Here is a 13060-nt window from a genome sequence, read left to right as displayed (position 1 = left end):
ATCTTGTAGGTCGTGCTTTAGCGCGTCAAGGTTTTTGGTTTAGTGTTATCGGTCTTTTGACGGCCTAAAGGCCGACCTACAGGTATTAGCGACATAAAAAAACCGGACAATGTCCGGTTTTTTTATGTCATCTATTTAAACTGCCCAGTTATGGGTTGCTTAAATTAACGGGCGCGGTAAACGATACGACCTTTTGAAAGATCGTAAGGTGTTAACTCAACTTTTACCTTGTCGCCAGTCAAAATGCGGATGTAATTTTTACGCATTTTACCAGAGATATGTGCAATTACTACGTGTCCGTTTTCTAATTCGACACGGAACATGGTATTAGGCAACGTATCAATGATAGTGCCCTCCATTTCTAAGCCTTCTTCTTTTGCCACAATATGTGTCCTATGGTGTTAACTTACTATTATTTAGTAGACGCCGACCATACCTAAGAGGAGGTCTGCAGACGAAGAGGGAAGATGTCCCTCTTTGGTCAATTGAGCGCTAAATAGCTTAATCATGATTGTGTATTTAGCGACGCCTGAATTTTGATCGAGCGTATTTTGCCTAAAAACGCAGCGTAAGGCAAACCTAGTTACGTTTTCATTACGTCTATTTTTAGCTTAAATAGGTTGTTTTTCAGCTTTTTTGCCAATATTTATGAGAACTGAGTTCTTTTTTATACTTAGAATGAGTAGCTCTAAGATGTTGCAAAAATCTTTTCTTGGTAGTTTTTTTGCGCCTAGTGATAACAAATGATCGGATTCTACTTGGCAGTCTATCAATTCAATTCCACAGTTTTTGGCTAGTTCGCAGAATGTTTTTAGGGCTATTTTGGAAGCATTTGGCACGAGTGAAAACATCGACTCACCAAAAAACATATTCCCCATCGCTACACCATAAAAACCGCCGACAAGTTTGTTGTCTAGCCATATTTCAATGGAATGCGCGTAACCTAATTTATGTAGCTTTGTATAAGCATTTTTAATGTCTTTCGATATCCAAGTGCCTTCCTTGTCAGCTCTTAGTGCAGAGCAATAGCCTATCACAGACTCAAACTCTTTATTGATTGAAAAAGACCAATTGCCTTTCTTGATGGCTTTTTGAAGTGATTTTGATGCGTGAAAATGGCTAGGTGTTAACACGCACCTTTGTTCAGGGTGCCACCACAAAATAGGATCTGGGTCACTAAACCAAGGAAAAAAACCTTTGCTGTAGAGGTGAAGTAACCGTGTTGAAGAAAGATCTCCGCCAATAGCTGATAAACCTTCCGGATCCTCTAGCGCCTTACTTGGGTCAGGTGTGTCGTATGGTGATTCTGAAAGTAATATGAGTTCGTGATTTTCATCGTTAGCGGAAGCTGACATGAGGTGATTGTATTCCTAGTTTTTTTACAGATCGTTTCTATTTATTGATTATAGTTTTTTTCATCTTAAAAACTATCTTCAAGTGTTTTTTATAAAAAAACTAAAGGAAAAAAACTATTAACCGATAAGTGAAATTAAGGAAGAAAAAACATTCCACTTGCGACTTGTTGACACAATGTTATTCTTATTTCACTTTAATGTGCATGAATAGCTTAAAAAAAATGTAGTTTTGGGTTCTTGTTGGGTGTTTTTTGTCCTAAAAAGGGTGCAAAATGAAAAAAAAAAGAAAAAAAGTGCAAGGAGTGCTTGACCCGTAATGGGAAACTTGGTTTTAATCGATGCAGTCCTAAGCGGTAATTCGAAAAGATAAGTCGAATGCGGTATTCGGAACTACAAGATATTTTGCTTTTTTGATAACTGTCATGAAAGTGAAACTGATAGGTTTTAAGATACACGAATCGTTGATTTAACAACGTTTCTTGGTGAAATGAAAATCGATCGATAGGTCTACAAGACCATATAATATAATATAAAGGGGAATCTTGAATGAAAGCGATTAAACTTGCTTCTGTGTTTGCAGTATCTGCTGTTGCGGCTGCTGTTTCTACTGCTACTTTTGCTGCTGAGACAGTTTTTACAGGTACTGCTGGTCTAGAATATCAGTGGAACCAAACTGGCCAAGATCAGTCTGCTTCTCGTGGTGAAGTAAATATCATTGGTGATACTGGTCTGGTTTACTTTAAAGTTGATATGGAGGGTTCTTCAAATAAAAAAGGTAGTGGTACTACCGAGAATGATCCAAATGAAGATACAACTTTTAGTTTAGATGCTATTTATGTTAAACAAGGCGCAGTGCAATTCGGTGACTTCGATGGTTCTTTGATTGACAAAGCTGCTTTCAGCGCTGGTGTTGAAGAAGATAATGATGATGCTAAGTATGTTCTTGGTAACAAACTGGGTGTTCGTTACGCTGTAAACGATAGTCTAACTATTGCTGTTGAATCTAAAGAAAATGACAATATGGGTACATTGTCTGCCTCTTATAAAACAGAGTTTAGTGGTTTGACGCTTGGTGTATCTGGTGGTTATAAAATGACCAGTGACGATGCTAAAGAAGGTAAAATCCTTACTGTTGGTGTTAGTGCTCCATTAGGTATGGCTACACTAACTACTTTTGTTCAGGCTGGTACTCAAAATGATCTAGATATTTTGAATACAGGTATTGGTCTTGATGTTGCTTTGTCTGAGCAATTGTCACTTGCTGTTCAGTATTATACTGAAGGTGGTGAAGAGCTTGATACAACAACTGGTAACGCTGTAGATCTAGAGGATAAAGGTATTACTGAGGCTACTGTATACTACACTGCTGGCGATGTTACCTACTATGCTTCTTACTTGGCTTACGAAGCAGATGATTCTGACTACTCTGTAGTTGGTGCTAAAGTTTCTTTCTAAGACTTTCTCTAAAGGCATTCTTTGAAAAAGAGGATATCTTTACTAGTTAAAGCGAAAGCCAGCCCTTTGGGCTGGCTTTTTTTATGGTAAGCTTAGCGAACTTATGACTCCGTTATATGGGGCATGTTTTGTTTTGATTAGCATAAGATAGGAAGGCGCGTTTTGTCAGAAAAAATGAGTGAGTCGGTACGATCACCAATTTGGGATATGTTTGCCAAGCAGGCGGCGTTTATTGCAGCTTTGTTATTTTTATTCTTTTTTGGTTTGGCGACCTATACCTATAACCCGGATGATGCTGGTTGGTTTTATTCTGGTAGCGGTGCTGCCACTCAAAACTCTATGGGCCCAATTGGTGCTATTTTAGCCGATTTGGTGTCTGGTTTTTTTGGATCTTTGTTTTATTCTTTACCCCTTCTGTTTTTCTGGGTCGCTATCATTATATGGCGTAACCCTCATTCTTTATTGCCTCTTAATAATGCTTTGTTATGTACTATCGGTAGCATCTTATATTTATCATTTGGTTCTGTGTTGTGCTTTTTGCATACGGTTGGTGATCCTTCACTTCAGTATGGGGCGGGCGGCATCCTAGGGCGTGGTCTTGGCGTCTTGTTATATAGTTTTATTGGCTATGACGGTGCAACCTTGGTCAGTTTAGCCTTAGTGGTTTTGGCTTTTACCTTATTGTCGCAAGTGCATTGGTTGGGTTTAATGGATCGTTTAGGTGAAAGGGTTTACACTTTCACCATGTATGTACGTCAAAAATGGGCTGATAGTCGTGAAGCAAAGGCCAATAAGAAAGCCGACGCAGCTGAACTTCTAGGTATTGATGACGAAGCCGAAGAGCCTGCAATAGTTAGAAAGAGACGAAAGGCAGCAAGTGAGCCGACGAAAGTTGAACCTGCGACTAAAAGTAAGTCCAAAACGAATGTTTTATTTGAGGATTCTATAAGCGAAGACTCTTCTCAAGAGGAAGGTAAAAAATCCAAGTTTAGTTTGTCTTCGCTGTTTTCAAAATCTAAGTCTGCGAAAGCGGATGAAGCCTCCTTTGATTCATCGACTTCTCACAGCGAGCCTGAGTTCGGTGGTTTAGATGATCTGTCTGTTGGTGGTTTATCCTTTGATGATAAAGACGTCAATTTTGGTGATACTCTCTATATTGAAGAGTCTTGGTCAGCACAACGAGATGACATAGCAAAAGAAAGGGTTGCACAACCTAAGCAAACTGTAGCTGCCAAACCTGTTGAATGGGAGGACGAACAAGATATTGCTCCTTCGAGCATTTCTAGAGAGCAGGCTGATGCCATGCTGTTTAATAATGACAAACAGCCTTCAACTATTCCTCCTGCTCATAAACCTGCATTTCGTACTTTGTCAGAAGCTAAACAGCTGGATTCGCTTAGTGGTCCTTATGCAGATGAAGTAGATAGTAATAAAAAGATTGAAGCTTACTCTTTACCGGATCGCTCTGTTCTTACTAAACCAAAACCAAAGCAGGGCGGTTATTCGGAAGATGAACTGTTGGCATTATCTGAATTGTTGGAGCAACGCCTTCAGGACTTTGGCGTAAAAGCGGATGTGGTCGAAGTGAATCCTGGTCCTGTTATTACCCGTTTTGAAATTCAACCCGCGCCAGGTGTTAAAGTCTCTCGAATTACCAATTTGGCCAAAGATCTTGCACGTTCTTTGAGTGTAATGAGTGTGCGAGTGGTCGAAGTTATTGCCGGTAAATCCACTATCGGGATCGAGATTCCTAATCAGGTTCGTGACACCGTGTATTTTTCTGAAGTGATTAATTGCGATGCCTACGATAGATCGTCTTCGCCACTAACTTTATCGCTTGGTCATGATATTTCAGGTGAACCTGTTGTTGTTGATTTAGCAAAAATGCCTCACGTGTTGGTGGCTGGTACGACGGGCTCGGGTAAGTCTGTTGGTGTTAATGCCATGATTTTAAGTATGTTGCTGAAATCGACGCCCGATGAAGTGCGTATGATCATGGTCGACCCCAAAATGCTTGAACTGTCGATTTATGAAGGTATTCCGCATCTTTTGACGCCGGTTATTACCGATATGAAAGATGCTGCCAATGGTTTGCGTTGGTCGGTCGATGAAATGGAGCGCCGCTATAAGCTGATGTCGAAACTAGGTGTGCGTAACATCGCGGGTTACAACAAAAAAGTACGTGATGCTATTGATGCGGGTAAGCCAATTCAAGATCCATTATGGCAACCTGAAATGGCTATGTTCTCGGAAGATGGTGTTGCTCGTACTGTGCCGTATTTAGAGCCTTTGCCTTATATTGTTATCATAGTCGACGAATTTGCTGACATGATGATGATTGTTGGTAAAAAAGTGGAAGAGCTGATCGCTCGTATCGCACAAAAAGCGCGTGCGGCAGGAATTCACTTAATTCTAGCTACGCAACGACCTTCTGTGGACGTTATTACCGGCTTAATCAAAGCAAACATTCCAACTCGTATGGCGTTTCAGGTTTCCTCGAAAATTGACTCGCGAACCATTCTTGATCAAGGCGGCGCCGATCAACTTTTGGGTATGGGGGATATGTTGTATCTACCAGCGGGTTTACCAACGCCAATTCGTGTGCATGGTGCTTTTGTGTCAGATGAAGAAGTGCATGCGGTGGTAGAAGAGTGGAAACAGCGGGGCGAGCCAGATTATATTCAAGATGTTGTTGTTAATCCTGAAGATCTAATGACGGATGGTGGTGGAGAAGATAAAGATGCACTTTATGATGAAGCTGTGAAAATTGTCATTGAAACACGTAAAGCTTCGATCTCCTCTATTCAGCGTCGATTAAAAATAGGTTACAACAGGGCGGCTAACTTGGTTGAATCAATGGAGGCTGCAGGTCTGGTTGGCCCTATGGGAACCAACGGGCAGCGTGATATTTTGATTCCAGAATAAAAAATGATAGTTCGAGAGTTCTTGTTTTCGGAGCTCTTATTTTTAATGTTTTTTTTGGAGATACATTTTGTTAAATAAATTAGTCACTATGGCTATGCTTACAATTGTAACCGTTTTTCAAACAGCGATGGTGCAGGCCGCTGATGCGACCAGCTCGATAGAAAGTTTGTTAGAATTGAACCGCAATATTGAAGGCGAATTTCGTCAGGTGACTTATGACGAAAAAGGTAAGCAGCTGCAAGTAAGTGAAGGTGTTTTTCTTCTTGCGAAGCCTAATCAATTTGTTTGGGATAGTGTGACGCCTTTTGCACAACGTATTATCTCTGATGGTAAATATATTACCGTCTGGGATGTGGATTTAGAGCAAGCGACGAAAAAACCTTTGTCTGGTGCGGTAGGGAATTCCCCAGCAGCACTACTAGGTCAGCCAGCAGCAGAAGTGCTTCCACACTATAATGTCACGACACTGGGCAGCGAAAAGTTCCGTTTAGCGCCGAAAGAAGATCAGGACTTATTTCAAACATTGACTCTGTCTTTCCGCGATAAAGTTATTAGCGCGATGAGTATCTTAGATGCGCTAGGGCAAACGACGGTGATTGAATTTAAAAATGTTGAGACGCATGAAGGCGTGGCGAAAGAAAATTTTATTTTAGACTTGCCAGCTAACGTGGATGTGATCGAAGAAGGTCAGTAATGAAGGATCTTTTTTCGGACATACCAACAGGAGGGTATCAGCCTCTTGCAGCCAGAATGCGGCCCGCTAGTCTTGATGATTATATTGGGCAGTCGCACTTGGTTGGTCCGGGAAAGCCGTTACGTAGAATGGTAGAAACAGGCCACTGCCATTCTTTTATTCTTTGGGGGCCTCCGGGAGTTGGGAAGACTACTTTCGCTCAGCTTCTATCTCATGCGCTAGATGCCCAGTTTATTGAAATCTCAGCTGTCATGTCTGGCGTTAAAGAGATTCGTGCGGCAGTAGATCAAGCAAAACAATTGCGCGCGATGAACGGTACTCAGACCGTTCTATTTGTTGATGAAGTGCATCGTTTCAATAAATCGCAGCAAGACGCTTTTTTGCCTTTCATTGAAGATGGTACCTTTTTGTTTATCGGTGCAACCACAGAAAACCCTGCCTTTGAATTGAATTCTGCTTTGCTGTCGAGAGCACGCGTTTATCGTTTGAAAACGCCGAGTGTAGATGAGGTAAAGCTTGTTCTTATGCGAGCTTTAGGAAATCACGAAAAAGGCATTGCAGCTTACTCTCAAGAAAGTGGCTTTCAAATAGACGATTACTTTTTATCTGTATTGGCTCAAGCGGCTGATGGTGATATTCGTCGAGGCCTTAATTTCTTAGAAATATTATCCGATCTTGTGGAGCCGGGAAGTAAGGTGACGCAAGAGCAGTTGGAGGATGTCTTAGGCGGTAGTGTTCGTCGCTTTGATCGTAAAGGCGATGTGTTTTACGACCAAATCTCAGCGTTTCATAAATCTGTTCGTGGTTCATCGCCTGATGGTGCCTTGTACTGGATGGCGCGAATGCTGGATGGCGGCTGTGATCCTTTGTACATCGCTCGTCGCTTGCTGGCTATCGCATCGGAAGATATTGGTAATGCGGATCCGCGAGCCTTGCAGATTGGCTTAAACGCTTGGGATGTTTTTGAGCGCGTTGGTCCGAGTGAGGGGAATCGTGCTATTGCGCAGGCAGCCGTCTACATGGCGTGCGCACCTAAGAGTAATGCCGTTTATAAAGCCTTTAATCAAGCAATGTCTGATGTCGCGGCGCAACCTAGTTATGAAGTGCCTGTACATTTGCGTAATGCACCAACCTCTTTGGCGAAAAGCATGGGGCACGGCGATGAGTATCGCTATGCTCACAATGAAGAGCATGCTTATGCCGCCGGTGAAAACTATATGCCAGAAGAATTGGCCGATATGCGTTACTATCAGCCGACAGGTCGCGGCCTAGAGAAAAAAATCAATGACAAGCTGGCCTGGTTGTCTGATTTGGATAATCAAAGCCCGTTACAGCGTTATGACTCTTTTTACCAGCCTCAAGGCTTATCTCAAGGGGATGAAGAATGATGTATTTTATGATTGCCATTGGTGGCGCGTTTGGTGCACTGAGTCGTTACGGCATGACAAAATGGATTAATACCTACTGGAATCATCATTTTCCCTTTGCGACTATGGTGATTAATGTTCTAGGCTGTGTGTTGATGGGCGTGGCGTTTGTAGTGATAAGCGAGCGCATGCCATCCCTTGAGCCTTATCGACCTCTGGTTATGGTGGGTTTTTTAGGGGCATTTACCACTTTTTCCACTTTTTCGTTGGAAATTGTCTCTCTTATTAACATGCAGGCTTGGCTAAGTGCAGTAAGCTATTTATTATTGAGCTGTGTTTTGGGGATTGCTGGTTTAGCAGTCGGTATGGCCGTTACTCGTTTTTTTTGATCCCTGTTATTGTTTGAAGACACCCTAATTTATTTATACACACTGATTGAAGGATATTGTTGCCCAGATGTTAGACATTAAAGCATTACGCGCTGACCCGGAAGCCATTGCGGCTCAACTTAAAAAGAAAGGCTACGAGTTGGATGTGGCGACATTTTCTTCCTTAGAAGAGCGTCGTAAAGCCATTCAAGTAGAAACCGAGCAGCTGCAACAAGCCCGAAATTCAGTGTCCAAAGAAATTGGTCAGGCGATGAAGTCTGGCGATAAAGACAAAGCGGCTGAGCTAAAAGCACAAACGGCAACCCTAGGCGATGATCTAGAAGCGGCTAAAACACAGCTGACACAAGTTCAAGAAGAATTGGAAAGCTTGTTAGAAGGCATTCCAAACCTGCCTCATGCTTCTGTTCCAGAAGGTAAGACTGAAGACGACAACATTGAAGTTCGTCGTTGGGGAACACCTAAGCAATTCGACTATGAGCCAAAAGATCATGTGGATCTTGGCGAAGCGATGGAAATGCTGGACTTCGAAGCCGCGGTAAAAATTACTGGTTCTCGTTTTGCTGTTATGCATTCTGATTTAGCGCGTTTACACCGTGCTTTGACTCAATTTATGATCAACACTCATGCTGATTTGCATGGTTACACAGAAGTGTATGTGCCTTACTTGGTAAACGCTCATTCCCTAAAAGGAACGGGTCAGCTACCTAAGTTCGAAGCAGATTTGTTTAAAGTGCCAGTAGATAAAGACAGCGGAAACAATGACCTGTATTTGATCCCAACAGCAGAAGTGCCTGTAACAAACTTGGTACGCGATGAAATTTTAAATGACGCAGATTTGCACAAGAAATTTGTCGCTCATACACCTTGTTTCCGCAGCGAAGCAGGTAGTTATGGTCGTGATACTCGCGGCATGATTCGTCAGCATCAGTTTGAAAAAGTTGAGTTAGTACATGTTTGTCGTCCAGATATTTCTGAGCAAGTGCTTGAAGAGTTGGTTGGTCACGCAGAAGTTATTTTGCAGAAACTGGAGCTTCCATACCGTACGGTGATCTTGTGTGGTGGCGATCTTGGTTTCTCTGCACACAAAACTTACGACATTGAAGTATGGTTGCCGGGTCAAGGTAAATACCGTGAGATTTCTTCTTGCTCTAACATGTGGGACTTCCAAGCTCGTCGCATGCAAGCGCGCTGGCGTAACCCAGAAACAGGTCGTCCTGAATTGGCACACACCTTGAATGGTTCTGGTTTGGCTGTAGGTCGTACGTTAGTTGCTGTACTTGAAAACTATCAAAATGCTGATGGTAGTGTGCGAGTTCCTGATGTATTGGTACCTTATATGGGTGGCAAGACCGTATTGAAAAAAGCGTAAGCTAAATTTTCTAATAAAAAAGCCTCAACGGAGGCTTTTTTTGTATGAATGGATATTGGAAGTTATGACGGGCAAGGTCTATTTGATTGGTGCGGGTCCAGGTGATCCAGAGTTGTTGACGTTAAAAGCATATCGTTTATTAAAAATGGCCGATGTGGTTTTGTACGATCGCTTAGTTGGCAAAGAGATTATTGATCTCATTCCAGAGTCGGCAGAAAAAATGTACGTGGGTAAAGCCAAGTCTTTGCATAGCCTTCCACAAGAAGAGATTAACAGTCTGCTCGCTGCCAAGGCCAAAGAAGGTCACATGGTGGTGCGTTTAAAAGGCGGCGATCCTTTTATCTTCGGGCGCGGTGGTGAAGAACTTGAAGAGTTGATTGAAGAGGGCGTGCCTTTTGAAGTGGTTCCGGGTGTGACTGCAGCCGCAGGTTGTGCAGCTTATGCAGGGATTCCGTTAACGCATCGTGATTACGCTCAGTCGGTTCGATTCTTAACTGGTCATTTGAAAGATGGCACAACAGAATTACCTTGGGAAGAGTTGGTGCATCCAGCGCAAACTTTAGTGATTTATATGGGGTTAACGGGTCTTAAAGACATATCTCAGTCGTTGATTCGCTTTGGTATGAGTCCCTCTATGCCAGTGGCGATTGTTGAAAAAGGCACAACCAACGAGCAACGCGTTTTTACTTCTACTATTCAAGATGTCTATGAAGTGTCCATGGTGAACGAAGCGAAATCCCCTGCGTTATTGATAATTGGTGAGGTGGTGACTTTGCAGAAGAAATTAGAGTGGTACGGAAAGTACTAAATTGCTTAAGGCGTTTGAATAAAAGCGGAGCTTAAATGGCTCCGCTTTTTTTTGTCTCTTTAAGATCTTGAATGTTACAAGCAATTTGCCGGTTTTGGCAGGCCAGCAATTTTTGCGGCTAACTTAGGTGGGCTGCCGGGGAAGAGTGTCATTAAATAAATGCTGCGTCCTTTTTCTGCGCCTAGTTTTTTTGATACGGCTTTTACTAATGGACGCATAGCGGGAGAGACTTCAAATTCTTCATAGAAGTCGCGCAATAAATAAATAATTTCCCAATGAGCATCGCTTAGCTCGATTTCAACGTCTTTCGCCAGTTGATTGGCAAGCTCTGGTGTCCAATCTTGTAGGTTGAGCAAGTAACCTTCTTCGTCTAGAACTGCTGTGTTGTTTGTCATATTGATTACCAACTAATGTTTGCTTCCGCAGTAAAGGTTAAATCGACCCATTCTTCTTCTGAGAGGGCTGTGCCTAATTGTGGTGATAAGCCATAAGCCCTTGCGTCGCTTTGTCGATAATAGATTTCGGCGTGCTTTTCTTTGGCCAGCGTTTGCATTGTGTTGGCGTGCTGAATCAGTCTTAAAAAGCCTTCTTCAATCAGCAGTATTTGGTCGCCAGTTTGCACGCTATTTTGCCACGTTGTTTCTAGTGTTGTTGGGTAATCGAGTTGATTTATTTGGTGAAGTCGCATAATTAAAACCGAAAAACTTGTTGGTATTGTGAAAACATTGTCTGCCACTCGTCATGACTGAGTGCCTGAACGCCTTGCCATGTTGGGTTGTCTTCAAGCCAAGAGCGGTTCTTTTCTATGTAGATGTTTTCAATATCGTAAAACTCTAGCCCAGCGAGCAGCTTGTGTAGGTTTTTGCCTTGCTCTGCTGTTGGAGCTTGATTGTCGGTCAAAAGTGCGAGTGCTGCCCCAGATAGACATAAGTCCACAGGTTGCTCAAAAGTCGCCAGAACCAGAGCAAGATCTAAACCTTCCTTGCAAGCTAAGCTGGAATAGGGGCTGGAGTTTAGGTGAATTAGTGTGTATTTCATAAGATTACCTAAACTGAATGACTTTGTTTGTGGTGTTCATTAGATCAACAAGAGTTCCCAAACCTTCAAGTTGAAAGTGCTCAGCAAGCGTGTGTTGTTCTAACTCATAGCGACGGCTTTCACTTTCGTTAATGACGCCGCGTCTTACCGCTGCTGCAATACACAAATACAAAGGGATGCTGTGTTGCTCTGCTATTTCTTGCCAAGCTTTAGTTAAGTTGATTTCATCTCTTGGCGGCTGTGCTGTTTGGTTGCCAATAAGCACAGCATTCTCATAAAAAAATACGCCCTTGATGCTGTCAGGGTGTTTATTTAGAGCGGCACGGATAAAGCGCAGAGCTGTGTGGCAAGCCTTGCTTTGATATGGAGAGCCTGTAATGAGCAGAGTGTATTGCATCAAAAATAACCTTGGTAAGAGATGTGGCAAATTTTACACATAAAAAAGGCCGCAGTCAGCGGCCTTTTCGTGTTGATTGTAACGGATGATTAATCGCGAGACATACCAAGAAGAGACAATACGCTTAGAAACATGTTGTATAGGGAAACATACAGAGTCACTGTTGCAACTATGTAGTTGGTTTCACCACCACGTACGATTTGGCTCGTTTGCAGCAAAATAACCGCCGCAGAGAAAAGCGCAAAACCAGCAGAGATGAAAATTTGCAATGCAGGCATTTTGATGAAAATACCAGCAATCACAGCGAACAATAGTACAAAGAAACCAACAGTGATGAATCCGTTAAGGAAGCTGAAGTCTTTCTTTGAAACTAGTGCATAAGCAGATAGGCCTAGGAAGGATAGGCCTGTGATGCCTAATGCGCTCATGATTAAGCTACCGCCACCAGGCATATTCATATACATGCTTAATATAGGCCCAAGGGTAATGCCCATAAATCCAGTTAACGCAAACACACAAAGAAGACCTGCAGAGCTATTTTTAAATTTGTGTGTTAGGAAAAGTAAACCATAAAAGCCTACTAGTGTAATAATTAGGCCAGGATGGGGTAAGTTGAAAGCCATGCTCATGCCCGCAGTGAAGGCGCTGAACAATAGGGTAAGCGACAACAGTCCGTAAGTATTGCGGAGCGTTTTGTTTGCCGCTTGTGACGAATGTGTCGAAAGGGCTTCTGTGTAACGCATGAGATTACTCCTTTAAGGTTTAAGACTATCAATAGACTTAATATGCGGCTGAAAGTTCCAAACTTCAAGCTAGATTGTTTATCTAGGCAATAAATACAGAAAAACACCGCAGAATCGCAGTGTTTTTCGAAATAAGTAAGGGACTGTTAAGCGGTTTTAAGTAACTAGTGTGTCGTCACGGATTTGTGATGGGCACTGGATTGTTTGGTTTTGTGTTTATCTATTTGCTTGGCTAATTTATCGACCATGTCATCAATCGCGTGAAATAATCTGTCTTCAGAGGAGGCTGTGGCAAATATTTCTTTGCCTGGAATATGTACTCTTGCTTCCGCTTTTTGGCTCTTGCTATCCTTTAGTAAGGTGACGTTGACTGACGTTATTTGGTCTGTCAGCTTTGATATTTTGCTGAGCTTTTCGTTGATATGGTCTTTTATTGCAGGGGTTACATCGATATGGTGTCCAGAAATTTTGGTAGTGTGCATACTACTTTCCTCCTGAGGGATGTTTGCGGAACCGACAA

At 42.4% G+C, this 13060-nt stretch carries 15 protein-coding genes; 7 read left to right on the top strand and 8 right to left on the bottom strand.

Annotation, left to right across the window (positions count from 1 at the left end; translation table 11 throughout):
* Positions 1-164 precede the first annotated feature (164 nt).
* Positions 165-383 carry a translation initiation factor IF-1 gene (gene infA, locus CYL31_RS15120; RefSeq protein ID WP_012070936.1) on the bottom strand — a complete coding sequence of 73 codons (219 nt, stop codon included), beginning with the start codon at positions 381-383 and terminating at the stop codon, positions 165-167.
* A 228-nt stretch (positions 384-611) separates the two neighbouring features.
* Positions 612-1355 (bottom strand): leucyl/phenylalanyl-tRNA--protein transferase, encoded by a 744-nt coding sequence (gene aat, locus CYL31_RS15115; protein WP_212916009.1) that lies wholly within the window; start codon positions 1353-1355, stop codon positions 612-614.
* A gap of 546 nt (positions 1356-1901) precedes the next feature.
* Between aat and CYL31_RS15110 the strand changes: the two genes are divergently transcribed.
* From CYL31_RS15110 to cobA, 7 genes are all read left to right on the top strand, one after another.
* A complete protein-coding gene (locus CYL31_RS15110) occupies positions 1902-2810 on the top strand; it encodes a hypothetical protein (RefSeq protein ID WP_212916008.1) in 909 nt (302 codons plus the stop codon).
* Between the two features lie 162 nt (positions 2811-2972).
* Complete coding sequence (locus CYL31_RS15105; protein ID WP_502845432.1) at positions 2973-5735, top strand: DNA translocase FtsK; 2763 nt, start codon at positions 2973-2975, stop codon at positions 5733-5735.
* Between the two features lie 67 nt (positions 5736-5802).
* On the top strand, positions 5803-6429 hold the full coding sequence (gene lolA / locus CYL31_RS15100) for an outer membrane lipoprotein periplasmic chaperone LolA (RefSeq protein ID WP_249411603.1): 627 nt from the start codon (positions 5803-5805) through the stop codon (positions 6427-6429).
* Positions 6429-7817 (top strand): replication-associated recombination protein A, encoded by a 1389-nt coding sequence (locus tag CYL31_RS15095; protein ID WP_212916007.1) that lies wholly within the window; start codon positions 6429-6431, stop codon positions 7815-7817. The genes lolA and CYL31_RS15095 overlap by 1 nt, the downstream gene beginning before the upstream one ends.
* Positions 7814-8185 carry a fluoride efflux transporter CrcB gene (gene crcB / locus CYL31_RS15090; protein ID WP_212916006.1) on the top strand — a complete coding sequence of 124 codons (372 nt, stop codon included), beginning with the start codon at positions 7814-7816 and terminating at the stop codon, positions 8183-8185. The genes CYL31_RS15095 and crcB overlap by 4 nt, the downstream gene beginning before the upstream one ends.
* Positions 8186-8252: 67 nt before the next feature.
* Positions 8253-9554: a serine--tRNA ligase gene (gene serS / locus CYL31_RS15085; RefSeq protein ID WP_212916005.1), complete on the top strand. Its 1302-nt coding sequence runs from the start codon at positions 8253-8255 to the stop codon at positions 9552-9554.
* Between the two features lie 64 nt (positions 9555-9618).
* Positions 9619-10362, top strand: coding sequence for a uroporphyrinogen-III C-methyltransferase (cobA, locus tag CYL31_RS15080; protein ID WP_212916004.1), 744 nt, complete (start codon positions 9619-9621; stop codon positions 10360-10362).
* Positions 10363-10436: 74 nt separating this feature from the next.
* Here the strand turns inward: cobA and CYL31_RS15075 are convergent, their stop codons facing one another.
* From CYL31_RS15075 to hpf, 6 genes are all read right to left on the bottom strand, one after another.
* On the bottom strand, positions 10437-10757 hold the full coding sequence (locus CYL31_RS15075) for a TusE/DsrC/DsvC family sulfur relay protein (protein ID WP_212916003.1): 321 nt from the start codon (positions 10755-10757) through the stop codon (positions 10437-10439).
* 5 nt (positions 10758-10762) lie between these two features.
* Positions 10763-11050, bottom strand: coding sequence for a DsrH/TusB family sulfur metabolism protein (locus tag CYL31_RS15070; protein WP_212916002.1), 288 nt, complete (start codon positions 11048-11050; stop codon positions 10763-10765).
* 2 nt (positions 11051-11052) lie between these two features.
* Positions 11053-11400, bottom strand: coding sequence for a DsrE family protein (locus tag CYL31_RS15065; protein WP_212916001.1), 348 nt, complete (start codon positions 11398-11400; stop codon positions 11053-11055).
* A gap of 4 nt (positions 11401-11404) precedes the next feature.
* The gene (gene tusD / locus CYL31_RS15060) at positions 11405-11797 is read right to left on the bottom strand and encodes a sulfurtransferase complex subunit TusD (RefSeq protein WP_212916000.1); all 393 of its coding nucleotides are present in this window, start codon (positions 11795-11797) and stop codon (positions 11405-11407) included.
* 89 nt (positions 11798-11886) lie between these two features.
* Positions 11887-12540: a Bax inhibitor-1/YccA family protein gene (locus CYL31_RS15055; RefSeq protein WP_212915999.1), complete on the bottom strand. Its 654-nt coding sequence runs from the start codon at positions 12538-12540 to the stop codon at positions 11887-11889.
* Positions 12541-12704: 164 nt separating this feature from the next.
* Positions 12705-13022: a ribosome hibernation-promoting factor, HPF/YfiA family gene (gene hpf, locus CYL31_RS15050; protein ID WP_212915998.1), complete on the bottom strand. Its 318-nt coding sequence runs from the start codon at positions 13020-13022 to the stop codon at positions 12705-12707.
* Between the last annotated feature and the right edge of the window lie 38 nt (positions 13023-13060).

Origin of the sequence: Marinomonas sp. A3A (genome assembly GCF_018336955.1) — a bacterium.
Classification (GTDB): Bacteria; Pseudomonadota; Gammaproteobacteria; order Pseudomonadales; family Marinomonadaceae; genus Marinomonas; species Marinomonas lutimaris.
This window is presented reverse-complemented; position numbering and strand designations above follow the sequence as displayed.